Genomic DNA, 24,971 nt, shown 5'->3' with positions numbered 1-24,971 from the left:
CTGCCGGACGGGCGACGAATGAGTCGCTGCGCACCGGGTCCGCCCCGTCCTGCCGCACGCGGTGATCAGCTTTCCGAACTGACGCGGACTCAACCCGGTGAACAGGGCTGTCCAGGAGCGGTTCAACGCCGTGATCCAACCAGCCACGACACGATCATCCCACCCGTAACCAGCAGTTACGGCACCCCTTGGACTCGCTCCACGGCACCCGGCTGCCCGAAAGGAACACATTCTGTGCGTACGTACGACAACCCTGTGATCAGCGGGTTCCACCCCGATCCGAGCGTGTGCCGGGTCGGTGACGACTACTACCTGGTGTGCTCCAGCTTCGAATACTTCCCCGGGCTGCCGATCTTCCACAGCAAGGACCTCGTGCACTGGGAGCAGATCGGCAACGTGCTCGACCGGCCCGAACAACTGCCGCTGCCTCTCCCCGGCGCCAAGGCGTCCGGCGGCCTCTACGCCCCCACGATCCGTTACCACGACGGCCGTTACTGGGTCATCAACACCAATATCGACGGGGGCGGCAACTTCGTCGTCTCGGCCGAGCGGCCCGAGGGGCCGTGGAGCGACCCGGTGTGGATCGACCTGCACGGGATCGACCCCGATCTGGCGTGGGAGGACGACGGCACCTGCTGGTGCGCGTTCTCCGGGCCCGAAGGCGGCATCAACATGGCCAGGATCGACCCGGTCACGGGAGAGGTTCTGGAGGGGCCCTTTGCCACGTGGTCGGGCAGCGGCCTCAAGTATCCCGAGGCGCCGCACCTCTACCGCATCGGCGACTGGTGGTACCTGCTGATCGCGGAAGGCGGCACCGAACGCGGCCACAGCGTGTCCATCGCCCGCGGCCGCTCGCCGCGCGGCCCCTGGGAAGGCGCACCCGCCAACCCCCTGCTGTCCCACAGCGGTAGCGCCCGTTCCATCCAGAACACCGGCCATGCCGACCTGGTGGAGGCTCCCGACGGCAGTTGGTGGATGGTGCTGCTCGGCGTCCGGCCCCGCGGCTTCACGCCCGACGTGCACGTGCTCGGCCGCGAGACGTTCCTGACCCCCGTGGAGTGGGACGAGGACGGCTGGCCCGTCGTCGCGCCCGTTCTCGAGAGCCACGCGGCCCCGGGCGGTGCCTGGCACCCCGTTCCGGCCCTGCCCGCCCGCGACGACTTCGACGAGTCCGCTCTCGCTCCGCAGTGGGTCTCGCCGTTCACCCGCCCGGAGGGCTCCTGGTCGCTCACCGAGCGCCCTGGCTGGCTGGCCCTCTACGCCACCGGCGCCACCCTCGACCGCCCCGGGTACACCTTCGTCGGCCGCCGCCAGCAACACCACGACTGCCGCGTCACCGCAGCGATCGACCCGGGTACAGGACGCGGCGGCCTCTGCGTGCGTCTGGACGAAGCCCACCACTACGAACTGGAGGTCGGGAACGGAGAGGCCGGCGTCGTCGCCCGGATCGGGCCGCTGCGCCAGACCGTGGTCAGCCGACCGGTCCCGTCCGGGCCGCTGACCCTCACCGTCGCGATCCGGACGTGCGACCTTGTGCCCGCGTCGCCCGAACTCACCGATGGCGGGACCACCGGCCCCGACACCGTCGCCTTCTGGCTCGGCGATCCCGACGTCCCGGACGCCCAGCCACTCGTCGAACTGGACGGGCGCTACCTGTCCACCGAGGTCGCCTGCGGCTTCACCGGCCGCGTTATCGGCATGTATGCCACCGAGGGCGCGGTCGCCTTCGACTGGTTCGAGTACGCCCAGACCTCGGCGCCCTCCGCTTGACGCTCGGCCTTCGGCCGCGTGCGACACCTGCGTCCGTGCGGGCACCGCACGCGGCATGCCGCGAGACCTGCGGACCCCGTACCAGGAGGACCAGGGAGAGCGTCCCGCCGCGCTTCACGTTCGTGGGGCCGGTTCCCGGGCTCACGCCCGGGAACCGGCCCGTCGTCGTCAGCGACTGCCGTGCCTCACTGGCCGAAGCCGTAGGCGAACAGGTGGTCGGTGCCCGTCGAGCCCGTCACCGGCAGGGTGATCGACGCCACCTGTTTGGAGGCGTCGAGCGGCACCTTCGTGGCGAAGACGTAGGTCTTCACGTTGTCCCGGCCCCCGCTCCCGGTGTTGCGGTAGGCCGTCGTCACGGCCGTCGTGTCACCCGCGAGCGGTTTGCTCGACCCGCCGTTGAGCGTCCAGTCCGAGAAGCCGACTGTCGCCTGGGAGGTAGTCCCGTCGGTATAGGTGACGGTCACCGTGCCGGAGACCCCGCTGCCGTCGGTCGGCGCGTTGGTCGCCGTGCCCAGCAGCCCCAGCGACGCACCCGACGTACCAGCCGGCATGTGGACGGTCTGGCCGGCCATCTCCAGGTTGTCCAGCTGACCGGACGTCACCGTCGGCCAAGCGTAGGAGATGCCGTCGACGGTGACGGTGGAGCCACTCGTGACGCCCGCCGCCGAGAGCGCGTTCTGCGAGAACGCCCAGCCGTCGTCGTCAAAGCCGCCGGAGAATTTCGTGCCGTCGGGGTAGATGCCTTCGTTGGTGTCGTACGGCCACAGCGCGCCGGGCTTGGCGACGGCCACGCGGAGGGTCGCCCCGCTCAGTGCCGTACCGGTGCTGTGGTCGGTCAGTGCGAAGGTGACCGGGAACGTGCCCTCGTTCGCGCCCGCCGTCACGTGAACCTGCGCCTCGGCGCTGCCCGAGGCGGGCACCTGCAACGAGCCCGATGCCGTGTCCAGCGTGACGCCGGAGGGCGCCGTCGCCTTCCAGTCGACCGTGACGGCCTTGCTGCCGAGGTTGGTCAGGTCGAGTGTCCCGTCACCGGACGCTCCCGGCTGGAGCACCAGGCCGTCGCTGGAGGGACCGGTCGCCGCCAGCACTCGGCCGCCGCCCGTGGTGTCCGACGGCGGCACCGCCGACGGGTCGGACGCCCAGGAGGTGTTGGGCTGGGTGCCGAGCGTGAAGTCGATCGTGCCCGCGCCCTGGAGCTGCTGGTACGTCAACCATGAGGTCTTCCACTCCTTGCCCTGGACACCGAGTGACTGCACGTACGGCGCGTCGGGTGCCGCCTGCGGCGCGTTGATCTGCACCGTCTTGCCGCTTGCGAAGGTCACCTTGGCCACCGGGAACGCCGGGCTGCCGAGTACCAAGGTGTCCGTACCCGGCGTCTCGGGGTACATGCCGAGCGCGGACCAGACGTACCAGGAGCTCATCGCGCCGAGGTCGTCGTTGCCGAACGAGCCGACCGGAGCGTTGAAGTACAGGTCCTGCTGGGCCGCGCGGACGGCCGCCTGGGTCTTCCACGGCTGGCCCGTGTAGTCGTACTCCCAGGGGATCTCCACGCTGGGCTCGTTGCTCAGGTTGGCGTTGGTGTCGCCGGGGTTCGTGATGTTGTCGAGCAGGCTGTCCAGGAAGGACGAGTACGCCTTGTCACCGCCGCGCGCCTGGATGAGCTGCTGCAGGTTGAACGGGACCATCGGCGTGTACTGGGCCGACGTGCCCTCCACGAAGCCGTTGGAGGTGCCGGGGGTGAAACCGCCCGCGAACTGGCCGTCCTTGTTCTTGCCCTGCATGTAGCCGGTCTGCGGGTTGAAGACGTTCATCCAGTCCTGGGCACGGGAGGCGAACTTCGTGTAGACGGCCATCTCGCCCAGCGACTTCGCGAAGGCAGCGACGGCGTAGTCGGCGGAGTCGTACTCCAACTGCGTGGAGACCGGGCCGTAGAAATTGCAGCAGCCGTAGTCGTTCTCGTCCAGCGGGAGGTAGCCCTTCGCGTCCCGCACCGACTCGCCCGGGCGGTCGTTGTTCGGGACGGTGGCCTCGTGCTGCAGGGCGGCGAGCGCCTTGCCCGTGTCGAAGCCCGTCGCGCCGAAGGCGTACGCGTCGGCGATGATGCCGGCGGCCGGGTCACCGACCATCACGTAGCTCTCACCGTTGTTCGAGGCCCACTTGGGCAGCAGGCCCGTCTGGTCGTAGCCGTTGAGCATCGAGGTGACGACGTCGCCGGCGACCTTGGGCTCGACCATCGCCATCAGCTGGGTCTGGGAGCGGTAGGTGTCCCAGCCCGAGTAGTTGGCGTACTGCGCCTGCTGCCCCCGGGTCAGCTTGTGGACCTGGTCGTCCATGCCCATGTACTGGCCGTTGTCGTCCGAGAAGACGTTCGGGTGCAGCAGCGCGTGGTAGAGCGCCGTGTAGAACTGCACTTGTTGATCCGAGGACCCGCCGCCGACCTGGATCTTGTTCAGCAGCGCGTTCCAGGCATCATGGTTCGCCCGCTCGACGGCGTCGAAGTTCCAATTCCTGATCTCGGTGGCGACGTTGTCCGCCGCACCTGCGTCATTCGTGTACGAGATGCCGACCTTCGCGCTCACCGTCGGATTCGAGGAGGTGTCGAAGGTCAGGTACATGCCGTTCGCACCCGTCGTGGGGGGCCCGACGGCCTTCCCCGTGGCGGACGCCTGGGGTGCAGCACCGGCGCTCGGTGCCGGGGACGGCGTGCCGGAGGAGGTGGTGCCGCTCCCGTGCACGGTCGGGGACGGCGCCGCCGGAACGGTGAAGTGCTTCTCCTTGAGCGCTTTCGACGGGTGCGCCTGCAGGGTCTGCTGGGACCTGCCCGCCTTCAGCGACGTCGCGCCAGGGTTGATGGTGTTGCCGACCCAGGTGCCGCTCGCGGTGAACGGCTGGTCGAACTTGATGTCGAAGTGCAGGGTGTACCTGTTGCTCGCGCCGCAGAAGTGACCACTGTCGATCGCGCCGCTGATCTCCTTCTTGTTCACCACCTGGACGCGGGTCCCGTCCACCTGCGTGGCGCCTCCGCTGAGCTTGAACAGCAGGTTCGCCTGCCGGCCCGCGGGGAAGGTGAAGGTACCCAGCCCCGCGCGGGTGGTGTCGGTCAGCTGGGTTTTGACTCCGTTCGCGTCGGTCACCTTGTAGGACCCGACGCCCGCTTGCTCGTCGTCGTGGCTGAAGCCGACAGACGCGTTGCCCAGGTCGCCCGACAGGGTGCCCGTCACTGGCAGGATGGGCAGGTCGCCCGCCACGCCACAGCCGGGTCCCGAGAGGTGGGTGAGGCTGAAGCCGGAGATCTTGTTGTCGTTGTACTCGTAGCCCCCGCCCGCAGGGCGGTCGGGCGTCGTGTCGGGACCCCACTGCACCATGCCGGCGGGCATGTCCGGGCCGGGGAAGGTATCCACCGCACCGGAGGTGCCGATGAGGGGGTTGACGAGGGACGCGGGGTCCTTCACGAAGGCCGTCGTCGCGGCGCTCGCGGCATAGGCGCCCCCGATCGCCGGGAGCGGGAGTACCGCAATGCCCAGGACGGACACCACGGCCAAGCGTTGACGGAATCTCTTTCGGTCACGTGGCGCAACTGAACGTCGGGGTCGGACCATTGGTTGCCTCCGCAGCGGTTCGCGCTTCGCACATGAGGTGCTGACGTGCCGAACAAGGGGCATGCCAGCGAGAGGCAACGGTGCCGGTCCCTCCGACGGTCTGACAACGTTGCCATGCACGGTTGTTGAGTGAAACGCTTGTGCTTGCCGCATGTCAACGAGGCCAACAGGACTTTCTGAGCGCGAAGTTCATAGCCGGGCGCTGTCGGCGTCACGGTCCCCGGGCCTACGGGTGCCGGGATCCCTGACGGACCCGGCGGTAGCCCCAACTGGCCTTCACGCGCAGGCGCCTGAGGTCGAGGACGCAGACCCGCCCTCACCGGACCCGCCAGGAGCAGGGCTGAAACCGTGATGGAGGTGCGGACCTCAGCAAAGGCTCCTTGCTCTCCGCCGTCGCGAGCGTGCACCACCCAGGACGCGTGCGAGGGCTCGTTTCTCCCGTCGCGACGGGGCGTCAGCCACGACGCGGCCCGCCACGCCCCTCCCGAGGCACGCACGCCCTCCGGAGTTCACTCCTTCGCAAAAGCGTCGGGCCGAGGCACCACTGCGGGTGCCGATGAAACATCCGGCCGGGTCAAGCGACACGTCGGTACTCATGATGGGTTGCGCTGAGTCGGTCTCGTCGGCGGACCTCCAGGTACCCGATCTGTGCCGGCACGCTGATCGGTTTGGGTAGCGGTCGCAGCGGTGCGGCCTGATTCATGGCGCGCTGCGGCCGATGCCAGTTGTGGAAGGTCTCGAACTCGCGGAGCACATGTAGGAGGTGGCTCTGGTCCCGGATCAAGGTGCGGTCCAGGAGGGTGTGTGGCAGGAACGGACGCGCGGGACACGCCTGTGGCCGAACCGCCCGGACTTCCTGCCCACCTGGAAGAAGGACGAGGATGCCGCCTAGACCGCCGCGCTCTCCGGATCGTCCGGCGCCAAGCTGCGAAGCCTGCGCCTGATCACCAGGATGATCAGTGCGGTCGCTGTGATGCCTGCCAGAGCGGCAGCGGCGAGGGTGAGGGGTGTCAGTGGCCTTTGTGCCTGCTCACCGCATACCGGAACATCGTGTGCAGGTGTCCTGTAGGGCCACTGGGGTGTCCAGCCGATCGTTTCGCCCGGATGGGCAGGATCGGCGACCAAGTACCAGCCCTAACGAGGGACCCGAGAGGTGTCGAAGACGTCGTCGGCGTTGCCCCAGCACAGCACGGGGATCCCGGCTGCGGGGTTGAACTCGGTGGACGGTTGCGGTTTCAGTGCCCGCCAGCAGGGCTTGTTCCGGAGAATCGCGTACTCGGCCACGTTGCTCGACGTTCCGCGCCATGTGGCGGAGTACCTCGACCGCCGGTGAACCGAACCAAACACGCGTGACGGCGAAGCAACCGGGCGGTCGGCCGGCTCATCTTGCTGATCAGCGAGGCGCACCGGGCGCCTTGGGTGGAGATCCACGGGAGGGAAGCCCATGACCAGGACGACAAGGACTGGGATGAAGGCGCGTGGCGGCCGCCTGGCCGTGGCCGGTGCGCTGGGGGCGGCCTCGTTGGCTCTGGTCGCGGTGCCTGCGTACGCCAAGGGTGATGTGGATGTCACGGCGCCGCACACCGCGCATGTCGGCGAGACCTCGACGGTCACGGCGCACGGGGACGACGATGCCGTCCGCTACTCGCGGATGTGCCTGCAACAGCGGGGCGGCGGGGACGCGTGGCGCCAGGTGGCCTGCGGTGCCGTAGTCGCCAGCGGCACGGAGGCGCGGGCCGCCGCGCACGTGAAGGAGGCGAGGCGCGGCCCGGTGGAGTTCCGCGCGGTGATGTACGGCCTGACTGGCCCGAGTGATCACCACCCAGTGCGCTGGCGCATGTCTGACCCGGTGACGGTGCACGTCCGCTGAGCCGTCAGCGCGGATGTGGACAGTCGGCACCACTACTTCCGCGGGCGCCCCCTCACGGATCGGACGAGCATCTCTTCAGCCGGCTTTAGCCGACCTTCGGTGGTCTCCACCGCCTCAGGGTGCAGGCGCGTTCGGCCAGGTGGTGCCGTGGCTCGGGCAAGACCTCGGCACCCGATCCGAGGCAGTCGAGGTCCTTGTGCACCTGGCCTTCCCGATCTGTCGGCAGCCGCGGAACCGGGTCGCCATGGCCCAGAACATCACGGGCGAGCTCTACGAAGACCGGATGCCGGACAAGCCGAGACAACGAGGCGGATCCCGGTCAAGCCGCAATTTCCCTCCGTGACACGACTCCGGTCAGCGGTTCCTGCGGCGGTTCTCGGGGACGCTCAGCCAGCCTCCACCCGCGGAGCGTACCCGGTCGGGCCAGGAAGCGGCGTGCGGTCACCGCGACGGTCCCGGCAGAACCCGCTCCAGGGCTTCCCAACTGGTGTCGCGGGCCCTTTCCGCCGCTTCGGCTTTTCCACCACCACGCAGGCCGAACAGGCGTTTGGCGATGAGGAGATAGACGCTGATCGCCACGTTGATGGCCAGGGTGAGAATCTTGGCCGGCGTGATGCGTCCTTCGGCCAGCTCATAGATCTCGGGAACGAGCAGTACCGTCGTGGCCACGAATGTCAGGTATTCCGCCCAGCGCTTGGTCAGCCACAGCCCAATTGCCTCGATGCCTTCGAGTACCGCGTAGGCGCCGAGGACGAGCCCGACTGCCCACAAGGTCGATGACCGAGCGGTGAAAGCCTTGTCGAGCTCGCCCAGCAGTCCTCGCCCGGACCTTCCGGTGGGCCCGCCGACGCCGTTTTGCAGCACGTCCATCGTCCGGTAGAAGGCCCCGCTGAGCCGTCCGCGTTCGTGTGCGAAGCCCAGTACGGCGATCGATAGCACGCCGAGTACCAGAAAATGAACGACACGGTCGAGCGCGATCAGCCGCAGCACGTAACGGTCACGCAGGGGCCTGCCACGCAGCGGAATCTCCACCTCGGCGCGCTCGGGTGGAAACTCCCGGTCCGGGTGATCTGTCGGCCGTACCGGTAGCCAGGCATCACAGCGCAGACACCGGTGCCAGCGAAGTCCGTCCCCGAAGTCCTTGACCAGGACTCCGTCCTCGGGACGCACCTGGGCCGCGTTCGTGCCCTCCAGGCGGTGGCCGCGCCGCGCGCACCCAAGAATCTCGTACCAGAACAACTGGTGTCGCTTGGAGCCGATGCCCGGGGGCGGATACATACCGATGTCTTCGGTCATGGTCGTATCGTCTTGCCGCCAGGGGCGTCTGCGTAGCACCCGTGGCCGTGTCTCACCTTGCCATTTTTGTCGGCGGCACGGCCAACCGCTCAGCCCCGGGTGGGTGCGGCACATCACTCCATGCAGGGCGGGTAAACGGGCTGTGCGCGCGTCAATCACGGATCTGCAAGGACGGGCCCATAAGGATGTCGGACAGGGCCGCCGACACGGGCGACAAGATCAAGGGCAAGACGAAAGAGAGGGTCGGAAAGGCAGTCGGCAACGAGCGTCTTGAAGCGGAGGACGGGCCTGACCAGATCGAAGGGGGCGTCGCACCGACCGGAGAAGGGACCGAGGACGCCGTCCGGGACATCCTCGACGAGGATCGAGTCCTCCGAGCGGCATCCGGACGAAGGCAGGCGGCGGGCAGCCGGACATCCGGCCTCCGCTCTGCTGACGCCGGCCATCAACGCACCGCATCCGGTGGTGGATGCCGGGATGCGACGAGAGGGCGGTCGGGGTCGGCCGCTGGTGGAGGGGGGCGTGGACAGTGGGTAGCAAGAGCATCCGTGCCATGCGCGAGACCGGTGGCCGGATCGGCCGGTGGTGGGCTGCGCTGCGCCGGACACCCGTGGCGATCTGGAACGACGACGTAACGGACTGGGCCGCCGCTTTGACCTACTACGCGGTCCTGGCCCTGTTCCCCGTGCTGCTGGTGCTTCTCTCGGTGCTGGGGCTCACCATGCCCACGGCGAAACCGGAAGTGATCGACCGGCTCACCCGCGTGGCGCCTGCCGCATCCCGCGACTTGCTGCGCAGCGCTCTGGAGCAGATGGCCGGCCAGTCCTCGGCAGCCTGGCTGCTGGTCTTCTTCGGCGCGGTCGGGGCCCTGTGGTCGGGCTCCAGCTATCTGAGTGTCTTTCGCCGGGCCCTGCACGCCATGTACCACGTCAGCTCGCACCGGCCGGTGTGGCGGACGGCCCCACGCATCATCGGCACGGCCATCGTGCTGATCGTCCTTCTTCTGACCACGACGCTCGCTCTGCTGCTGAGCAGCAGTCTGGTACGACGCCTGGGCCGAGCGCTGGAGATGGGCAGCCTTCCCCGGGCCGCGTGGGACACCTTGCGCTGGCCCGTTCTGGCAGTGGTGGCCATCGCCCTGGTCCTGGTGCTCTACCGTTCCGGTCCCGCGTCGTCGCGTCCGCTGCGAAAGATGGCGCCGGGTGGGGGTCTGGCGATCGTGCTCCTGCTGTCGACCTCCCTCGGTTTCACCGTCTATGCCTCTCATGTGAGCACCTACCACCGCCTGTACGGCTCCCTGGCCGGGGTCGTGGTTTTCCTCATCTGGCTGTGGCTGTCCAACCTGGCACTCCTGGCAGGTGCCCAGTTCAACGTCGAGCTCGCGCGGCAGGCCGCCAGCACTGATGCGCGCGGACATGGACAACCCTGATGGCCGGTGCCGACCGGGCGTGAGGCGCGCGTGAGGCTGGTGCGGGGCGAGCAAGAGCGGAGTCGGTGTGGCGGGGCCCGATCGGCCCTACTGGCCGATGTCTTGACAAGACGGCAACAGCGCCGACGCCCTGCACTGCGGAGACGCCCGAAAACTCACGCAGCTCGTGACCGCCGCGGGAGACGGCGTCCTTGCGCAGCGTGCCGCTGGCCTGTAAGCGATTTGGCCGCCCGGACGGCCTGGTACAAGGACGCCTTCGGGCTGCGGAGCGTCTTCGACCTCCACCTCGAAGGACCCGGCCCCAGCGGTGTGGTCCTGGAGCATCCGGACGGCCGGCGTGTCGAACTCCTCGTCAGCCCCGGCTCCACCCCCGGCCTAGGTGCGCCGGATCCGCTGACCGCGGCGGCCACCGAGGGCTACGGGCACTTCGCGGACACCACCCCCGACCTCGACCCGGTCCACACGGCCCTGCTGGCCGACGGAGCGGGCGAGGTCACGGCACCGGGACCGTCTCCCGAGCCCGACGTGCGGGCCGGACGGAACTATGGTGCTCGGAATCGGCGAGCGAGATGGACGATCCATCTTGGTTCGGCCATATGCCGGGAACGCGCTGAAAGTGGATCGAGAGGCTCCTTCGTGAAGGGCCCTCTCGGCGTGGTTTGGGCCGCCTGACGGCAGTAGTTGACGGCAACGTCAGCGGACGGGTGCTGCACGAAGCGGCGGGTCGTCCCCTGGATCATGACGGCGACGACGCAGATCAGACCGGCCTGCAGGCCTTTGGTGGCTCACTGTTTGACCGTGGTCCAGTTGTTGCCGAGGGCGTTGAGCTGCCCGGTGGGCATCACGTTGTGTACCAGGTTCTTCGGGCATTCCCGTCCTTACCGGTCTGGGACTCCTGCGCGGCGATTTCCCACCGGGCCGAGCGGGCCCTGAGCGTGAGCTCGTACCCCAGCGGCCAGCGCCCGGCTTCGTCCCGGGCTTCCACCTGCGCGAGGACCCGCACCTTTGTGCCGTCGGCTGGGACGGACTCGGCGACCGCTGCCTCCTCGGCAGCGAGGACCTGCCGGACGGTGACCGCCTGGTATGGGGCGGGGAGACCGGCGACAGCTGTTACCGGGCGCGAGGTAGCGGCTCATCTTTCCGACCCCCGTCAGGTAGGCGGCGGGGAACGGCCCGACGGCGGAGGACAGACCGCCCTTAGGGACACTCGCGCCGTACGGCGACTTCGGAGCGTCGGCCCGGGCTGGGGCGGCCATCACGCCGGGCGCGCCGGTCACGGTGAACGAGGCGCCCGCGCGGTGTTCCGCGATACCCGGTTGACCTTCAAGGCGAAGAGGCTGTTCGGCTACATCAACACCCACGTCACCGGCAGACAGGTGATGGTCGCCGACCTCGTGAGGGCCAGGCCCGACGAGCGTGACGCCGTACGCGCCGGCCTGAGCGAAGTGCAGCGGCATGGCCGCCCAACGAACTGGAATCCGTCGCGGCGGCCGCGCTCCCGTCAACGGCCTCACCGCACCGCAGGTCCTGGAGGCGCTGGGGCTCACCACGGGGCAATGCCTCCTGATCGCCAACGGAGGCGGCAGCACCGGCTCCCTGACCGTCCAGCCAGCGGCGGCCGCCGATGTGGAGGTGACGGCAACAGCCTCGCCGTCCGGCGAGGAGCGCCTCCGCAGCCTCTGGGCCTGGATCGGTGTTCCGTGGGTCAGCCTTCGGAGGGACGCGGGGCGCGCAGGTGCGCCCGTTCCTTCAGCTCCTCCTCGTCGACCGGGGTGAGCATCGGCTGACCTGGCGCGCACAGCATGGTCACCACGAACTTGGTCGGTGCGTCCGACAGGGCGTTGCCGTCCTGGTAGTGGATCACGTCACCGCCTGGTTCCCAGAATGTCCCACCGGCTTCGACCACACGCTCCGGCTCACCCTCGAGTTCGAACCGGAGCGCGCCCTCCATCACGTAGCCGAACGACGGGCCCGAGTGGCGATGCGGAGGGAGCCCGGGGTGGCCGGGAGGCCACTCGACGAGGATGGTCATTCCCGAACCGCCTTCGGGAAAGAAGGGCGGAGTGACTTCCTGCAGCAACTTGACTTCGGGCGGCAAGGAGATCTCGTGGGCGCTCCCGTGCTCTGGGTTCTTCGTGGACATGTACCACACCTCCGTAAGCCCGCCCGGAATGGACGATCTCGCGTCGGCCACCCTCTGTACGGCCCCGCGCGGAGCACCAGCAGGCAGCCGTGCCCGAGCCCGGCTCCACGTCTTCCGATCCGGCCCGGCGTAGGCACTCGACGATGTCGAGCAGCGTGTACGCCATGCCCATGAAGTGGCTGCCGACGCGGACCCGCCTGCCGACGTCCTCGGCCGGTGGGTAGACGACGACCTGTGGTGTCTCGGTCACCTTTTCAGAGTGCGGCGCGGGCCGGCAGCGCGCATGCGGGACGCCGGGGCCGTTCGCAGTCTGGTGGTGCTCGGGGCCATCACGGTGGCCTACTGATGCCCCGCACCGATCAACGTGCAGAGCGCGACCGAAGATCACAGCATCCGATTTCATCAGTACCACCTGGAGGACATGGGGTGTGTCCGCTACCGCAAGGTGTGCGACCTGGGGGGCCGTGAGGTCGACCAGTCCGAGATCGGCAAGGGCTGCGAGCTGACCCGTGACCGGGTCATCCCGATCACGGACGAGGAACGGGGCAACCTCCCGCTGCCGACGGCGAAGGCGATCGAGATCGACGCCTTCGTCCCGCTGGAGGACATCGACCATCCGCATGGGCGCCGGGTACTACCTCGCCACCGGCGGACAGGTCGCCGCGCAGCTGTGCAAGCTCCTGGTCGAAGCGCTGCGCCGCTCCAGCAGGGTGGCCATCGCGAAGTACGCGTGGAGCGGCCGCGAGCGGCTGGGCATGCTCCGGGTCCGTGGCGAGGCCCTGGTCCTGCAGGAGTTGCTGTGGCCCGACGAGATCCGCGAGCCCACCGAGCTGCTCCCGTCACCGACCGAGGTGTCAGAGAACGAGATCGAAGACGCACTCTCGTCCTCATGGACACCATGACCCTCGACGCGCTCGCGGGTGAGGAGTTCACTGACCGGTACGTCGGGGCGATCGCTCAGATCGTCGAGGCCAGGCGCAAGGAGAAGGCGCTTCCCGAAGCGCCCGAGCCGGAGCAGCCGGCCCAGGTCCTGGATCTGATGGCCGCGCTGAACGAGTCGGTGCAGAAGGCCAAGGCCTCCCGCACCGCTGGCGCGGGCCCGGTGCAGGTGCACGAATTGCCCAAGCCGAAGAAGATGGCGGCCGCGAAGGAGCAGCCGGCCAAGAAGACCGCGGCGAAGAAGACGTCCGCCAAGAAGGCGACGGGCCGCCGCCAGCGCAGCGCCTCACCGCGCTGACGCTAGGAGCTGTCCGGGCGATCACGCGTCCCACTAGGGTGACCCGGTGGAGGGACTCGATGAGTGCTGTGGAGATGAGTCGCGCGGAGGCGGTCGCGCTCGTGCAGCGGATCATGCAAGCGGACTACGCCTCAGACGACGAGGTGGACGGCTGGCTGGATCGGCTCGACAGAGCGCTGGCATGCCCGTCCGGTCATGTCAGCGGCTTGATCTTCTGGCCGTCGGAGCGGGAGCTTTCTGCTGATGAAGTAGTCGATCAGGCCCTGGCGTATCGGCCGATCGCTTTGTGAGGTCGGTGCTCAACTCCGAAGCCAGATAAGCAGAGCCGTGCTGGTTGTAGTGCCGAGGAAGACGTAGCCGCGTTTGATGCCCCTATGGATGTCAACCGACAGGGGGACGAGTACACCGCCGAGGCAATCACCGATTACCTCGCCTGCCGACGCAGCCGCTGGCCGAACAGCACCAATCCGCACCTGCTGATCAGCCGGAACACGGCCACCACCACGACGGCAGTCGGCACTTTCCGGCTGGACAAGCTGGTCAGGCCGCTGCCCGTGGGTCTCGACCGGTTGCGGCAGGACCGCATCCTGGAGGAGGCTCTCTCCAGCGGCGCTGATCCCCTCCACCTCGCGCACGTCTTCTCACTCGGTGCCAAGACCAGCCTCCGCTACACGACCGCAGTCGCCCTCTCCGCTGCCGAACAGGATTCACGCACCCGCTGAACGGGACGCCCCCCTGCCGCACTTCTCGATGGACCGCCACGGCATCATGGCCGCGCAGCACAATCGAGCAAGGGGAAGCAGATGACGGAGTTCATCGTTCACGACGATCCTGTCGGACGTGCTCAGAGCAACTACATCGCCCGGGCCGACCTCGCCCCTTTTGGGCAGGACGGGCAGATGGAGCAGCTCTGGCTCAAGCCCCTCAACGACGGCACGTTCTCCCTTGCCTGCATCCCCTTCTGCGTCTATGGACTGGCCCTGGGAGACCGCGTACTTCTCTCAGCGGATGACGAGGTCAGCGAGGTGGTGGGGTTCTCCCGGCACCGCGTCCTGCGGATGCTTCTCATGCCCAGCCCGGACCCGACACGGCTGATCGAGGCGACCACTCGCATCAAGCACGAAATCGACGCGGCTGGCCTGCTGAGCGAATGGAGCGGGGACCGTCACGTCGCCATCGACGTTCCGCCTCAGACAACCCCTTCGCCGCTGTTCGAGGTGATGGAACGCGAGGTCGCAGAGGCCGACGCGTTCTGGGAGTGGGCTGACGCCATGCCTTTCTCCGCCCCAGTCTGATCGAATCAGCACGTGACAACCGCCCACAGTTCCAAGAACTGGCCGCTCTGACACCACGAAACGGCCTCCGCATCCCTCAGTTCGCAGCCCAGAGGCCTCAGATTTCCTGAACTGGCGGAGGTTCTCGATCACCCCTTTCTACTGTGAGCCGGGACTTCGCGGAGCCCCTGAGAAGGGAGGGGCCGAGGGCCAGGTGGGCTACTGGCGCCGGAACTACCTGACGCCGGTCCCGCGCGTCGACTCCCTCGATGAGCTCAACGACGCCTTCGCAGGCTTCGAGGAGGCCGAGGAGAACCGGAGGATCGGGATGCGGATCCGCACCATCGGTCAGGACTTCGCCCGTGAAGCCCCGCTCCTGCTGCCACTGCCCGAGGATCCCTTCGAGACCGGCCTCGCACTGAGTTTGCGCCGTGTAGAGCACCTCACCCACACCCAGGAACGCGTCCTGCGCTGCATCCGGCAGGCGATCGCCGACCGTGGTGCGCAGGCCGGGTCGGCGACGCTCCCCTGGGGCCGGCCGGGCTCAGGCACCCCCGGTGCAGTAACCGTGCCGGGGGAGTGGCACCGCCACGCCTCAGGACAGGCTGCCCTTCTCACACGCCTGGCGGGCCACCTCGCGGAGCCTGACGTTGCTTTCCTGGGAGTAGCGGCGCGGCACGTCGAAGGCCCGGTCCTCGGTCAGGTGGTGACTGGCCCATGAGGATGCCCATGGCTTCCCCGATGACATGCCGGGTGGCGACGGTCTGCTCCAGCTGGGCGTGGGTGCGTGCGCTGGAGAAGGCCACCGCGGCATGGGAGGCGAGCAGCCAGCCGGCCATCTCACTGACCTCGGTGAACGCCCCTGGGGGGAGTACACGTTCAGCGCGCCGAGGTCCTCGTCCCCGGTGAAAGCAGGAAGCCCATCATGCTGCCCAGTCCCAGTTCCCGGGCCGGGGCGTAGGAGGGCCAGCGCTGATGCTCGGTGGTGAAGTCGGTGATGCGGAAGATCCGCTCTCGCAGATGAGTGCGGGCCGCGTCGAGACACGGGCCTTGCTGCAGTCGCCCTTGCAGCAAGTCGCTCGACGACCATCTGGTCCGTGAGGGCGAGAGTCTCCACGGGGTTGCCGCGCAGAATCAGTACACCGGCGGCGTCGCAGCCCTCGACCAGCTCGGTGGCCGACTCGGTGATCCGCCGCAGCGTGGCATCGACCGGATCCTGCGCCAGCAGGTCGCGCGCCATGGTCGCCATCTGCTGTGCGAACACACGCCAGTTCATGTCGTCTCCCGTCGAGCCCTTGGCAGAGCATTTACCCGCTTTTCCCGTGGCCGCGGACCAAGAACGCCTCAAGTCATCCTCTGGCCACATCCCCGGATCAACGGCCCGTCGGATGATGGTCACCCTGCTGTCCTGAACGACCAGCACGCTCACCCTCAGGGTGGCGATCACCGGGGCGGCAGCGGCCACAGCATTCGCCGTCCATCTGGGCCGAAGGCCGTTTGGGTGCCTGGCCAGTACCTCTGCGGCGAGTGCGTCGGGCAGGGGTGTGAGCGTGGAGGGGCCATGGGCAGCACAGCTGACGGGACAGGTCCGAGTTACCCACGGCCGATCCGGGCAGAACTCGGAAACAGCTCCGGCCTGCCTTCAGGCGTGAACTGTCGATGCGGCGAGTCAGGTGGCAGTGGCGCCCTGGCCGCGCCGGATGCGCCCGAGGAGGTCACGGTGGTACGCCGCGAGACCTCCTTCGGAATGGGGGCGGGGCTGCCGGTGAGGGTGTACGTACCACTCGTCGGCGCCGGCGTACTGGACGGCGACGCGGGCGCTGCGCCCGTCCTCGGTGAGGGCGGTGCGGAGGGCGAGGTCACCGGTGACGACGCCGACTTCGTCGGTCATCGTCCCGCCCGGGCCGGCGGTGACCGTACTGGTGTAGAGGTCGGTGTCCGGGTTGGTGTTCATGCGGGGCAGGTGTCCAGCATTTCGTTCAGCTTGTTCTTCTCCGGCTCGGTGATGTTGAGGGCATAGACGTACTTCACGTGGGTCCAGGCACGGCCGTAGGTGCACCAATACGAGTGCAGCGGCGGTGCCCACTGGTCCGGGGACTGGTCGCCCTTTTGCCGGTTCGAGCTCGCGGACACTGCGACCAGCTGCGGGTTGGTGGGGGCGTTGGCGAACTGGCGACGCTTGGCGGTGGTCCACTCATCGGCTCCGGAGCGCCAGCCGTTGGCGAGGGGGACGACGTGGTCGATGTCGGCCTCGGTGGACGGCCTTGTGGAAACCTTCCCGTCGTAGGCGCTGTACCAGTCCCGGAGACGGCGTGGCACTGGTCGTCCTGGACGACGTCTTGGCCGTCTCGTTGCAGGATGACCTCGCGGGTATCACAGGGGCCGTACTGGGCGACCCAGTGGGGGGAACTTCGAGCGCGAGTAGCCGGTCATCGGATGCGGAGCGGCGACGGTGAGTTCACCGAGTTCCTTGCGGGCGACCTCGGCCGGCGGCGGCTAGGGGAGATCCGGGCGCAGGCTCGGGGCACCGGCCACGTTGGTGGCGGGCACTGCGGCTGCGGCCGCAGCCGCGGGAGTGGAGCTGACAGGGGCGAGCAGCGCGGTGACCGCCGCGGTCACCAGAGCAAGCTTCGCGTGGAACGGATGCATGCGCTCATCTCTCTCGATCGGCAATGAAGCTGATCAAGACAGGTAGCGGCCCTAACGCGCCGGTGCGGGCGTATCGTCAGCGGTATCACTCGGATGGCGGGTGGGGGTTCACCGGAGAAACGAACCACCAACGGCCCCGCCACCGCTTGAGGCGACTGCTCACCCGCGGGGAGCAATGGCGTCACTCACTTCCGGGAACGTGATTGGTTCACAGCGACGCACTGGCCTCATGCGCGTCGCCCACGGTCTTGCCTGTGTGGGCGCCTGTTCAGCTCCTCGTTGCCGGGGGCGCGCTGTTCGGCCTGAGCTCGGCCTTTTCGATGGCGGTCGTGCGACTGAGTTCCCTCGGTTGCCGGTCTCGGGTGTCGGCTGTACGCGCTACCCCGTAACGGTCCCGGCAAATCCAAGCCACGACATCGCTTTAGGGGGAACCGTCCACGGCGTGCGGCGCGCATATACCCCTCATTCCTTGGAAGTAACTCATATTTTGTATGCTTGTAGGGCTGGAGTAAGGGCATTCGTTGGCCAGGAGGTTGATAACGATGGTTCCCCTGCTTCTCGTTCTTCTGTTGGCTCTGATCCTCTTCGGTGCGGGCTTCGCGCTGAAGGCACTGTGGTGGATCGCGGTGATTGTGCTCATCGTGTGGCTGCTCGGTTTCGTCGTCCGGTCTGCGGACAGCGGCGGCCGTAGGGGCCGCTGGTATCGCTGGTAGGCGAAAGGCGCCCGGCGCGAGGAGCGTGCCACGCGCGAGCAATGAGTGGGCCCGGCCGCTACGGCCGGGCCCACTGGCGTGTAAAAGACGCTTCTTTGCGGCGGTTGGGAGGGATCGGGCTTATCGGACGCACCGCAGGGTACGTGAGTCATGCACCGGCCCCGTGGACTCAGCAGTGGAACCCTGCTCCTCCTGTCTGCGGGGTCGGCGCGTATCGCGCTTGCGTCTGGTTCGGTCGGGTGGCCAGGCCGCTCGGCCCCGGCACAGGTGACCTTCCCGGTATGCCTCCGCGCGGTCCTCATTGCTGCCCAGCCGGGGCACGTCGGTGACCCGGTTGCGGATGGCTCTGCGACGCCGCCACCGCTCGATCGGCCTTGTGCTGTCGCGGCCCGTCCAGCCTTCAGGTGCAGTGGAGGGTGTGTTTCCTGCCGTGTGGGTTGCACAGGGGCGGGAACTCGTTTTTTCGGAGAGCGGACCGTCCATCCTAGCTGTGGGAGTTGTCATGCCGGCAGGATCCAGTTCCAAGCGTGAGCGTCAGTACGAGCACATCAAGGAGGGCGCGCAGAAGCGCGGTGCTTCTGCGGGGCGGGCGAAGGAAATCGCCGCACGGACGGTCAACAAGGAGCGTGCGAGGTCGGGGGAGTCGAAGACGGCGAGCAAGACCTCCACCGGCGACAAGAAGTCCGCGTCGCAGCGTGGTGGCGAGCGCTCCGGCAGCGGTGCGCAGGGTCCCACCAGGGACCAGCTCTACGAAGAGGCCAAGAAGAAGAACATCGAGGGCCGCTCCTCGATGAACAAGGACCAGCTGCGTAAGGCAGTCGGGCGTTGACTCTCGGCTGCCGCGGGCGCCCCGAGGGGCGGAGCCTTCACCGGAGCTCGTCCCAGCAGTCCGACGTCCGCGAAGGGCAGACGAGCGGGGAACCTGCACCGCACGCGTCACCGACGAAAGGCATCCATGCGTATTGCTCGCCGTTCCGCGTTCACTCGCTGGCAACGCTGGCGCTCCGGTCCCACCCTGCGCATCCCGCGGGGCGCCGACGACGTCGAGAACGCCAACCGCAGGTTCCTGCTGTACGGCGTCATGCCCCTGTGGTTCGTGCCGGCTGTCGCCGACTGGGTGATGCACCGCCGGTCCGATATCGAGCACACGAGCGGTGTGCGCGAATCAGCGGTTCACGCCCTGATGATGACCGAGGCAGGCCTGCCAGTGGTCGCGGGCCTGACCGCCAAGGTGAATCCGCTGGTGCTGTCGCTCATGGGCGGCGCCGCTCTCGCGCATGGGGCCACAGCGCTGTGGGACGTGTCGCTGGCCACCGACAAGCGTGAAGTCACGCCCGTCGAGCAGCACATCCATAGCTTCCTCGAAGTCTTGCCGCTGACGGCCGCAGCCTTCACCACCTGCCTGCACTGGGACCAGGTCCGCAAAGCCCTCAAGGGCGGCCGCCGCGCCGACGACTGGAAGCTTCTTCCCAAGGAGCGCCCGCTGTCCGCCGGCTACCTCGGCGCCATCGCCGCCGGAGTCGGCCTCTGCGTCGTCCTGCCGTACGCGGAAGAGATGATCCGCTGCGTACGGGCTCGTCCGCGACGATAGGACCGTTGACGCCGATGACTGAAGCAACCTCCCCGTCAAGTCGGCGACTTGGGCTTGTGCGACGCTCTGCTGCTTCGATGCTGCCGTCCCTGTCTCGCACGGTGCCTGACCCATTGTCAGTGCCTGCCTCTACCGCGCGCCGGAAACTTCACTCGGCGCGATGACTGTTCTGCCTCTCAGTGTTCGGCGGCGGCCCGGAATTCCTGGGTTAGGGAAGCGATCTGCTGGAGGTTGAGGCCACTGGTCACGTTGCTCAGGAGTCCGCCGATGGTCCCGGAGTCGGCCCAGCCACAGAGCAGTTCGACGTTGTTCTTGCCGCACTGCATCTTTCCGCCGGCCGAGCCAGGACTGAAATCCTTGGCGTCGGTGATGTGTGCTCCGGCCATGAGATCGGTGTTCTCGTAGGCAGCCGAGCGCTGGGCGAGTTCCTGCGCGAGTTGTGGGTCGGTGGTGCTGGTGTCGCTGAAGACCTCCAACACGGGCTGAGTGGGCTTGCTTGCGGTGGTGTAGAAGACGACGGCGTAGTGTTTGGGCAGCTTCCCGGCCATCTGGGCGTTGAGCCGGTCCGCTTGCGCGCCGGTCATCAGCCTGTAGCCGCTGAGGGTGGCCGGCGGGGAGACGGTGAGATTCGTGGGTCCCTTGGATGCGGCGCTGCCGAAGTCGTCGGACCGGTGCATGTAGGGTGCAGCCATCACGGTGGCCGCCACGACGATGACCACAGTGCCGATGACGACTCGACGGGTTCGCTCCCGCGCGAGCTTGGCGGTGGCCTCCAGGTCCTCGGGGATCGTGACCGGTTTGGGCTGACGCCACTTGCGGGTCGCCGTCCAGAGGATGACAAGGGCGATGGCAGCCAGGATAAACGGGGCAAGGACTTGTCCCGCCTGGTACGCATCCGAACGCGTGTCGACAGCGGCAAACATGGATCGAGAGCCTATGAGGCCCGAACGGGCATGTCCATGCCGTCATGTTTCGATCCGCTACCGATCATGTTTAGAGCGCGGATCATTGCTGTAAACCGATGTTCAGCCCGGCTGGACAGAGCTCGCGAGGAAGCGTGCCGCTGACCTGGGGCTGAGTATCGGGGAATACCTCGCCAGGCTGGTTCAGGACGACGCCAGCGGACTGCGTGCCCGCGCGGTGGACGCGGCCGCCCGGTTCCTGGCCGAACACCAGGCTGTCTTCGACGAGGCCGAGGAAGCGCAGCAGGCGCCGCGGGGGCCCGTGCGGCCTGATGGATCTGCACATCGACGTTCCCTGGATTCTGCAGGTCGCTGAGGCCGCCGGGGTGAACGATCCGGCCCGTGACGACTATGGCGTTCCCGTGTCGGCCGTTGCCCGCCACCAGGCAGAGCTGTTCGAGCAGCCCGTCTACGTCGACCCCTACGCCAAGGCCGCCGCCTTGGTGCACACCCTGGGCCGGTGCCGCTGGCTGGAGCGCTCCAACCTCGCCGTCGCCGCTGCCTGCGGCGTGATGTACCTCGAAGCGGCCGGGATCCCCGTCAAGCCTGCCCGCGAGGATGCGGTTGCCCTGAAGGATCTGTTCCTCGACCCCGCCTGCACGGCCGGGAAGATCGCCGCTCTGCTGCGGACCTGGCCCACCACCACCTGACGAGACTGCGGGCCGGGACGAGAGTGCCTCCGCGCCGAAGTTTCGCACCCGTGGTCTCCGAGCGGGCCTGCGCCAGGCTGAACCGAATCGCGGCGAAGATGACGCGCCCGCGGAAGCAGTAGGTCCGGCCGCTTGCGCAGCTGCGTGCGTGGTGGAGGGCGAGCGCGATCCGCACTTCCGGAGTGGCTGCCGATGTCATCAACTTCCTCCTCGAGTACGCCGTGCCGCAGCGGCGGCGATCCGGGCCCGGGCCGCCGCTGTCGTCGATGTCGCCCTGGCGGCCGTCGATGTCGCCGCGACGGTGTTCGTGATGAACGACGGCGGCCGCTTCCACCGCAGGCTCCTGCTCGCCGAAGCCCGCCGTCACCACGCTCTCGTCCTGCGCGCCGCCACCGCGAGCCGGGCCTGGACGAGCGAATCGTGGACGCCGCGCTTGCCACGTACTGCGTGGACATCAGCGAGCCGAAGACGCTGCGCGGTCTGCTGCCCGCCTATCGCCTCTATACCGCCCGCTGGTTGCTGGCCGACCTCGAACCCGCCCGCCGCCCGCCGACCACTGCCCCGGACACCGACCGGCAGCCCCCGGCCGACCCGGGCACACCTGCCGCGCCCCGGCCCTCGGACCTGGAACCGGGGCAGCGGGGGATACCCCGGGTCCCGTTGCAGTACGAGCGGGCCGTCCTCGCCGGCGCGGTGCTCCGTGAGAAGCTGCGCACCGTTGCCGCGCGGGGCCGGGCGTACGACGTCGTCACGCACCAGCAGGCGGCGATGCCCGAACAGCTGCTCGCGTCACCGGCCGCGGACCCCGAGCACGACGACCAGGAGCCGGAGGCCGGCCCCCGGGTGGCCATCGACCTGACGGCGCTACGGACCTCGAGGGAATCCCGCCCGGACGTGGAAGCCCTCGATCTCACAGCCGAGCGGCTGCGACACCTCCAGGACGCCTTCCCCAAGGCGGCCGACGCCTCCCGCGCCCGCGCGGACCGCTACGCCCACCGGGACGCCGACGAACCGCGCCCGGTGCACGAGGACGACCAGCGGGCGCACCGCCCGCCGGAGCCCGGACCGCACCGCGGCCGGGAGGTCGGCCACTGAGAGGCTGTTCAGGTCCGCTGGTCTGTGACGTTCTGTGACAGGTGGCAGAGTCGCTCGGTTGTGCGCCTGACCGGCAAGCGGTGGCGGAACGGAGCGCGGCCCGGTGGAGAACCGTCTTCGACTCCGACAGAGCTCGACCCGAACGGAAGGAACCCCCGTGCCCGTCCTCCGCGTTCCCCTGCGGCCGACCGCGCCGCGGCTCATGGCGGTGACCGTCGTGGTCCTGCTCGGACTTGTCGGCTGGTACCTGTTCTCGGGCCGAGGCGCAGGGCTGCTGCCGCAGGACAGCTGGGGGCCGTGGCGAGAGCAGCGGGTGCATGACTGGTGGGTGCGGGTGCGGGTCAACTCCTGGAGCGACGCGGCCGAAGCAGTCGGCTACTACGGCAAGGCGGACGGCTTCACGCTGAAGGCGTACGGCACCTCGGCCACCGCCACGGCCGTGATGGGAGGCTTCCCCCGGTTCACCCTGGGACCCGACGGCGAGCTCTCTGTTGACGGGCCTCGCGCGAGCTGAGGCACGACGCGTCGACTCAGCTCTCGGTGGTGGACGTAGGCGGGACCGTAAATCGTTCGGTGTAACTCCCGATCATGGAAGATGCATCGATGACCAGTGACAACGTGGCCGAGCACGAGGCTGTCGAGTTGGCAGCGGCTGTGTCGGCGAAGGCCGTGGACGACCAGCTGTTCGACGACGAACGGTGGGCTGCGATCGAGGACGCGCCGTTCAACCCGCGCACGGCAGCCCGGCAGTGGACGCCGGACGGCGCGAAACGGGTCGTCGGCCAGCGGGTCGACCGGCCGGTCACGGTGGATGAGAAGGTCCAGGCCGTGGCCGACCTGACCAGGGACGACGAGGTCGCAGCCCAGGTCGCCACTGACCTGCTGAAGCGGCCGGCGGTGACCGTGCACGTCACCCCGGCCGAAAGGGTCCGGGTCGTGACGGAGCTGACCAGGGACGACACCGTCGCCCAGCAGGTGACCACCGACCTGCTGCGCCGCCCGGCCGTCGCCCGGACGCCCATGCTGATCACGGTGACGCCCGCCGACATCCAGGACCGCGACGCCGCCCGCGACGTGTTCTGGCGCCTGCGCCTCACCCAGCCGCAGATCACCCAGGTCCGGGCCGACCGCGGCTACGCCGGCGACCTCGTGGACTGGGCCCGCGAACGCCTCTGGCTCACCCTGCGCATCGTCTGCCGGCCCAAAGAGGTCAAGGGCTTCGTCGTCCTGCCCCGCCGCTGGAAAGTCGAGCGCACGATCGGCTGGTGCATGAACGCCCGCCGCAACGCACGCGACTACGAACGCCTGCCCCAGCACTCCGAAGCCCACCTGAACTGGGCACTCATCACCACGATGACCCGGCGCCTGACCCGGAAAAGCCCCCGCACCAGTCAGTGGACAAAGAGGCCGCCAACCAGGCAGTGACGCCGGTTACTACTTGGTGGACTCCGGTCCAGGACGCTGCAGCCGCCCGCCGAGCAGCATCGCGCAGGCCCCAGCCGTCAGCAGCCCGCCGGCCAGGAAGGTGTCCCGCACGTCGGACAGCGGCAGAATCAGCCCCCCGAGCGCGGCGCCCGCCGCGATTCCGGCATTCACATCGCCCTGCGCGGACCGCGGAACAACGCTGTGAGCCAGCACAAGCCGGTCGCCTGGCAGGCGGGTGGGTGTGGCCGGGGTCAATCGCTTTCAGCGATGAAGCCGGCCAGAGCGGCAGCGACGGCGTCGGGTTGTTCGTCCGGGATGAAGTGGCCTGCGTCCGGCACGACGATCCCGGTGGTGTTGTCGGCCCACGGCCGGATGGAAGCTGCCATGTCGGGGATGGAACCGTGGCTGCTGGAAATCCCGAGAACCGGCACCGTCAGGTGGTGCTGTTCAAGGGCCTCATGGTTCTTCCGCGCCGATTCAGCGGCGTCCCGGTAGTAGGCCAGGGAAGCGCGGAGTCCGCCGTCAGCGGTGATGGCCGCGGCGTACTGCTCGATCTCGGCGTCGTCGAAGGTGTCGGAGGCGAGGGTCTTGGCCTTCAGGAACCAGCCGACGTACTCGCGTTCACGGCCTGTGAGCAGTGTTTCGGGCAGGTCGGGCACGAGATGGAATGCGAAGTGCCAAGTCTTCCACGCCACCTCGGGGTCGGTCGGGATGGTGTCGGGGAGGGTGATGCCCGGGATGCCGGCCGAGCAGTGCGAGGCCATGCAACCGGCTCTCGTACTTCAGGGCGAGGGAGAAGGCGACCCAGGCACCGATGTCGTGGGCGGCCAGCCAGTATGTCGACACTCCGAGCGCTTGCACCGCGGCGTGGACGTACGCGGCGACTGTGTGCGTGTCGTAGCTGCCGTCCGGGCGTTCGGAGTGGCCCTGCCCCGGCAGGTCGATCGCGATGACGTGGAACCGGTCGGCCAGGCCGGGCACCACCTTGCGCCATGCCCACCAGGTCTGCGGGAATCCAGCGAGCAGCACGACGAGGACAGCAGCTGCCCCGGCCCGGCACCCGTCACGGCGAGGCCACGCAACGCGTTGCGCAGAACGACCATGCTGGTGGCGGCCTCGATGCCGTGGCCTGCCACGTCACCCACGCACAGCAGCACCAGCCCGGACGGCAGCACCACGGCGTCGTACCAGTCGCCGCCCACCAGATGCTCGGTCTCCGCCGGCCGGTAGCGCACCGCGACCTCCAGACCGGGCACCGTCAGGGGGGC

25 protein-coding genes and 5 pseudogenes are annotated in these 24,971 nt (G+C 68.5%); 17 read left to right on the top strand and 13 right to left on the bottom strand.

The features are described 5' to 3' along the window. Positions 1–28 precede the first annotated feature (28 nt). Positions 29–147 (bottom strand): annotated as a pseudogene (locus ACZ5NH_RS37715) (IS5/IS1182 family transposase); the annotation flags it as partial. Between the two features lie 87 nt (positions 148–234). Here ACZ5NH_RS37715 and ACZ5NH_RS37710 point away from each other — a divergent pair. Then, the gene (locus ACZ5NH_RS37710; RefSeq protein WP_468781849.1) at positions 235–1,770 is read left to right on the top strand and encodes a glycoside hydrolase family 43 protein; all 1,536 of its coding nucleotides are present in this window, start codon (positions 235–237) and stop codon (positions 1,768–1,770) included. 185 nt (positions 1,771–1,955) lie between these two features. On the opposite strand, the gene ACZ5NH_RS37705 is transcribed toward ACZ5NH_RS37710, so the two are convergent. Next, positions 1,956–5,306: a lectin gene (locus tag ACZ5NH_RS37705; RefSeq protein WP_468781948.1), complete on the bottom strand. Its 3,351-nt coding sequence runs from the start codon at positions 5,304–5,306 to the stop codon at positions 1,956–1,958. A gap of 1,507 nt (positions 5,307–6,813) precedes the next feature. On the opposite strand from ACZ5NH_RS37705, the gene ACZ5NH_RS37700 reads away from it, so the two are divergent. Then, positions 6,814–7,239: a hypothetical protein gene (locus tag ACZ5NH_RS37700; RefSeq protein ID WP_468781847.1), complete on the top strand. Its 426-nt coding sequence runs from the start codon at positions 6,814–6,816 to the stop codon at positions 7,237–7,239. Positions 7,240–7,680: 441 nt separating this feature from the next. Here the strand turns inward: ACZ5NH_RS37700 and ACZ5NH_RS37695 are convergent, their stop codons facing one another. After that, on the bottom strand, positions 7,681–8,535 hold the full coding sequence (locus ACZ5NH_RS37695; RefSeq protein WP_468781845.1) for a DUF2127 domain-containing protein: 855 nt from the start codon (positions 8,533–8,535) through the stop codon (positions 7,681–7,683). A 610-nt stretch (positions 8,536–9,145) separates the two neighbouring features. Between ACZ5NH_RS37695 and ACZ5NH_RS37690 the strand changes: the two genes are divergently transcribed. Both ACZ5NH_RS37690 and ACZ5NH_RS37685 read left to right on the top strand, forming a co-directional pair. After that, positions 9,146–9,964: a YihY/virulence factor BrkB family protein gene (locus tag ACZ5NH_RS37690; RefSeq protein ID WP_468781843.1), complete on the top strand. Its 819-nt coding sequence runs from the start codon at positions 9,146–9,148 to the stop codon at positions 9,962–9,964. A 222-nt stretch (positions 9,965–10,186) separates the two neighbouring features. Beyond that, on the top strand, positions 10,187–10,636 hold the full coding sequence (locus ACZ5NH_RS37685; RefSeq protein ID WP_468781841.1) for a VOC family protein: 450 nt from the start codon (positions 10,187–10,189) through the stop codon (positions 10,634–10,636). Between the two features lie 1,033 nt (positions 10,637–11,669). On the opposite strand, the gene ACZ5NH_RS37680 is transcribed toward ACZ5NH_RS37685, so the two are convergent. After that, a complete protein-coding gene (locus ACZ5NH_RS37680; protein ID WP_468781839.1) occupies positions 11,670–12,107 on the bottom strand; it encodes a cupin domain-containing protein in 438 nt (145 codons plus the stop codon). Between the two features lie 364 nt (positions 12,108–12,471). Here ACZ5NH_RS37680 and ACZ5NH_RS37675 point away from each other — a divergent pair. From ACZ5NH_RS37675 to ACZ5NH_RS37650, 6 genes and pseudogenes are all read left to right on the top strand, one after another. After that, a pseudogene (locus ACZ5NH_RS37675) lies at positions 12,472–12,669 on the top strand (Ku protein); the annotation flags it as partial. A gap of 58 nt (positions 12,670–12,727) precedes the next feature. Then, entirely contained in the window at positions 12,728–13,009 is a 282-nt protein-coding gene (locus tag ACZ5NH_RS37670) for a Ku protein (protein ID WP_468781946.1), read from the top strand. Further along, on the top strand, positions 12,997–13,344 hold the full coding sequence (locus tag ACZ5NH_RS37665; protein WP_468781958.1) for a hypothetical protein: 348 nt from the start codon (positions 12,997–12,999) through the stop codon (positions 13,342–13,344). Before ACZ5NH_RS37670 ends, ACZ5NH_RS37665 begins: the two co-directional genes overlap by 13 nt. Before the next feature lie 59 nt (positions 13,345–13,403). Next, a complete protein-coding gene (locus ACZ5NH_RS37660) occupies positions 13,404–13,634 on the top strand; it encodes an e9imm peptide (protein ID WP_468781837.1) in 231 nt (76 codons plus the stop codon). An 84-nt stretch (positions 13,635–13,718) separates the two neighbouring features. Beyond that, positions 13,719–14,066 carry a hypothetical protein gene (locus ACZ5NH_RS37655; protein WP_468781835.1) on the top strand — a complete coding sequence of 116 codons (348 nt, stop codon included), beginning with the start codon at positions 13,719–13,721 and terminating at the stop codon, positions 14,064–14,066. Positions 14,067–14,147: 81 nt separating this feature from the next. Then, positions 14,148–14,639 carry a DUF4265 domain-containing protein gene (locus tag ACZ5NH_RS37650; RefSeq protein WP_468781833.1) on the top strand — a complete coding sequence of 164 codons (492 nt, stop codon included), beginning with the start codon at positions 14,148–14,150 and terminating at the stop codon, positions 14,637–14,639. Between the two features lie 574 nt (positions 14,640–15,213). On the opposite strand, the pseudogene ACZ5NH_RS37645 reads toward ACZ5NH_RS37650, so the two are convergent. From ACZ5NH_RS37645 to ACZ5NH_RS37630, 4 genes and pseudogenes are all read right to left on the bottom strand, one after another. After that, positions 15,214–15,894: pseudogene (locus tag ACZ5NH_RS37645) on the bottom strand (GAF and ANTAR domain-containing protein). A gap of 393 nt (positions 15,895–16,287) precedes the next feature. Continuing rightward, the gene (locus ACZ5NH_RS37640) at positions 16,288–16,572 is read right to left on the bottom strand and encodes a hypothetical protein (protein ID WP_468781831.1); all 285 of its coding nucleotides are present in this window, start codon (positions 16,570–16,572) and stop codon (positions 16,288–16,290) included. Further along, positions 16,569–16,937: a GmrSD restriction endonuclease domain-containing protein gene (locus tag ACZ5NH_RS37635; protein ID WP_468781829.1), complete on the bottom strand. Its 369-nt coding sequence runs from the start codon at positions 16,935–16,937 to the stop codon at positions 16,569–16,571. The genes ACZ5NH_RS37640 and ACZ5NH_RS37635 overlap by 4 nt, the downstream gene beginning before the upstream one ends. A 177-nt stretch (positions 16,938–17,114) precedes the next feature. After that, the gene (locus ACZ5NH_RS37630) at positions 17,115–17,267 is read right to left on the bottom strand and encodes a hypothetical protein (RefSeq protein ID WP_468781827.1); all 153 of its coding nucleotides are present in this window, start codon (positions 17,265–17,267) and stop codon (positions 17,115–17,117) included. Between the two features lie 542 nt (positions 17,268–17,809). On the opposite strand from ACZ5NH_RS37630, the gene ACZ5NH_RS37625 reads away from it, so the two are divergent. From ACZ5NH_RS37625 to ACZ5NH_RS37615, 3 genes are all read left to right on the top strand, one after another. Then, positions 17,810–17,980 (top strand): DUF5670 family protein, encoded by a 171-nt coding sequence (locus ACZ5NH_RS37625; protein WP_055705189.1) that lies wholly within the window; start codon positions 17,810–17,812, stop codon positions 17,978–17,980. 502 nt (positions 17,981–18,482) lie between these two features. After that, positions 18,483–18,809 (top strand): plasmid stabilization protein, encoded by a 327-nt coding sequence (locus ACZ5NH_RS37620; RefSeq protein WP_468373443.1) that lies wholly within the window; start codon positions 18,483–18,485, stop codon positions 18,807–18,809. Between the two features lie 126 nt (positions 18,810–18,935). Beyond that, positions 18,936–19,571 (top strand): diguanylate cyclase, encoded by a 636-nt coding sequence (locus ACZ5NH_RS37615; protein ID WP_388636603.1) that lies wholly within the window; start codon positions 18,936–18,938, stop codon positions 19,569–19,571. Between the two features lie 176 nt (positions 19,572–19,747). Here the strand turns inward: ACZ5NH_RS37615 and ACZ5NH_RS37610 are convergent, their stop codons facing one another. Continuing rightward, positions 19,748–20,494 (bottom strand): hypothetical protein, encoded by a 747-nt coding sequence (locus ACZ5NH_RS37610; RefSeq protein WP_468781825.1) that lies wholly within the window; start codon positions 20,492–20,494, stop codon positions 19,748–19,750. 82 nt (positions 20,495–20,576) lie between these two features. Then, a complete protein-coding gene (locus ACZ5NH_RS37605; protein ID WP_468781823.1) occupies positions 20,577–20,819 on the bottom strand; it encodes a hypothetical protein in 243 nt (80 codons plus the stop codon). On the opposite strand from ACZ5NH_RS37605, the gene ACZ5NH_RS37600 reads away from it, so the two are divergent. From ACZ5NH_RS37600 to ACZ5NH_RS37585, 4 genes are all read left to right on the top strand, one after another. Further along, positions 20,806–21,183 carry a fic family toxin-antitoxin system, toxin component gene (locus tag ACZ5NH_RS37600; RefSeq protein ID WP_468781821.1) on the top strand — a complete coding sequence of 126 codons (378 nt, stop codon included), beginning with the start codon at positions 20,806–20,808 and terminating at the stop codon, positions 21,181–21,183. The genes ACZ5NH_RS37605 and ACZ5NH_RS37600 overlap by 14 nt on opposite strands. Before the next feature lie 420 nt (positions 21,184–21,603). Then, positions 21,604–22,278 (top strand): hypothetical protein, encoded by a 675-nt coding sequence (locus ACZ5NH_RS37595; RefSeq protein ID WP_468781819.1) that lies wholly within the window; start codon positions 21,604–21,606, stop codon positions 22,276–22,278. Between the two features lie 157 nt (positions 22,279–22,435). Further along, on the top strand, positions 22,436–22,792 hold the full coding sequence (locus ACZ5NH_RS37590; protein WP_468781817.1) for a hypothetical protein: 357 nt from the start codon (positions 22,436–22,438) through the stop codon (positions 22,790–22,792). A gap of 89 nt (positions 22,793–22,881) precedes the next feature. Further along, on the top strand, positions 22,882–23,703 hold the full coding sequence (locus tag ACZ5NH_RS37585; protein ID WP_468781815.1) for a DUF6192 family protein: 822 nt from the start codon (positions 22,882–22,884) through the stop codon (positions 23,701–23,703). 9 nt (positions 23,704–23,712) lie between these two features. Here ACZ5NH_RS37585 and ACZ5NH_RS37580 read toward each other — a convergent pair whose 3' ends face one another. The 3 genes and pseudogenes from ACZ5NH_RS37580 to ACZ5NH_RS37570 all read right to left on the bottom strand — a co-directional run. Next, positions 23,713–23,874 (bottom strand): hypothetical protein, encoded by a 162-nt coding sequence (locus ACZ5NH_RS37580; RefSeq protein WP_468781813.1) that lies wholly within the window; start codon positions 23,872–23,874, stop codon positions 23,713–23,715. Between the two features lie 80 nt (positions 23,875–23,954). Next, positions 23,955–24,780 (bottom strand): annotated as a pseudogene (locus ACZ5NH_RS37575) (alpha/beta fold hydrolase); the annotation flags it as partial. Continuing rightward, a pseudogene (locus ACZ5NH_RS37570) lies at positions 24,738–24,971 on the bottom strand (PP2C family protein-serine/threonine phosphatase); the annotation flags it as partial. The pseudogenes ACZ5NH_RS37570 and ACZ5NH_RS37575, both read right to left, overlap by 43 nt.

The sequence above is a fragment of the Streptomyces sp. NPDC031426 genome (assembly GCF_055581585.1).
Note: the sequence above shows the minus strand (reverse complement) of the source record. Positions and strands in the feature narration are given on the sequence as shown.

What these genes read in the sequence shown, in the direction of transcription:
- ACZ5NH_RS37700 (WP_468781847.1), top strand. Translation starts at nt 6,814, where the DNA reads ATGACCAGGACGACAAGGACTGGGATGAAGGCGCGTGGCGGCCGCCTG.
- ACZ5NH_RS37695 (WP_468781845.1), bottom strand. Translation starts at nt 8,535, where the DNA reads ATGACCGAAGACATCGGTATGTATCCGCCCCCGGGCATCGGCTCCAAG.
- ACZ5NH_RS37680 (WP_468781839.1), bottom strand. Translation starts at nt 12,107, where the DNA reads ATGTCCACGAAGAACCCAGAGCACGGGAGCGCCCACGAGATCTCCTTG.
- ACZ5NH_RS37670 (WP_468781946.1), top strand. Translation starts at nt 12,728, where the DNA reads ATGGGCGCCGGGTACTACCTCGCCACCGGCGGACAGGTCGCCGCGCAG.
- ACZ5NH_RS37665 (WP_468781958.1), top strand. Translation starts at nt 12,997, where the DNA reads ATGGACACCATGACCCTCGACGCGCTCGCGGGTGAGGAGTTCACTGAC.
- ACZ5NH_RS37660 (WP_468781837.1), top strand. Translation starts at nt 13,404, where the DNA reads ATGAGTGCTGTGGAGATGAGTCGCGCGGAGGCGGTCGCGCTCGTGCAG.
- ACZ5NH_RS37655 (WP_468781835.1), top strand. Translation starts at nt 13,719, where the DNA reads ATGGATGTCAACCGACAGGGGGACGAGTACACCGCCGAGGCAATCACC.
- ACZ5NH_RS37650 (WP_468781833.1), top strand. Translation starts at nt 14,148, where the DNA reads ATGACGGAGTTCATCGTTCACGACGATCCTGTCGGACGTGCTCAGAGC.
- ACZ5NH_RS37640 (WP_468781831.1), bottom strand. Translation starts at nt 16,572, where the DNA reads ATGAACACCAACCCGGACACCGACCTCTACACCAGTACGGTCACCGCC.
- ACZ5NH_RS37630 (WP_468781827.1), bottom strand. Translation starts at nt 17,267, where the DNA reads ATGCATCCGTTCCACGCGAAGCTTGCTCTGGTGACCGCGGCGGTCACC.
- ACZ5NH_RS37625 (WP_055705189.1), top strand. Translation starts at nt 17,810, where the DNA reads ATGGTTCCCCTGCTTCTCGTTCTTCTGTTGGCTCTGATCCTCTTCGGT.
- ACZ5NH_RS37620 (WP_468373443.1), top strand. Translation starts at nt 18,483, where the DNA reads ATGCCGGCAGGATCCAGTTCCAAGCGTGAGCGTCAGTACGAGCACATC.
- ACZ5NH_RS37615 (WP_388636603.1), top strand. Translation starts at nt 18,936, where the DNA reads ATGCGTATTGCTCGCCGTTCCGCGTTCACTCGCTGGCAACGCTGGCGC.
- ACZ5NH_RS37610 (WP_468781825.1), bottom strand. Translation starts at nt 20,494, where the DNA reads ATGTTTGCCGCTGTCGACACGCGTTCGGATGCGTACCAGGCGGGACAA.
- ACZ5NH_RS37600 (WP_468781821.1), top strand. Translation starts at nt 20,806, where the DNA reads ATGGATCTGCACATCGACGTTCCCTGGATTCTGCAGGTCGCTGAGGCC.
- ACZ5NH_RS37605 (WP_468781823.1), bottom strand. Translation starts at nt 20,819, where the DNA reads ATGTGCAGATCCATCAGGCCGCACGGGCCCCCGCGGCGCCTGCTGCGC.
- ACZ5NH_RS37585 (WP_468781815.1), top strand. Translation starts at nt 22,882, where the DNA reads ATGACCAGTGACAACGTGGCCGAGCACGAGGCTGTCGAGTTGGCAGCG.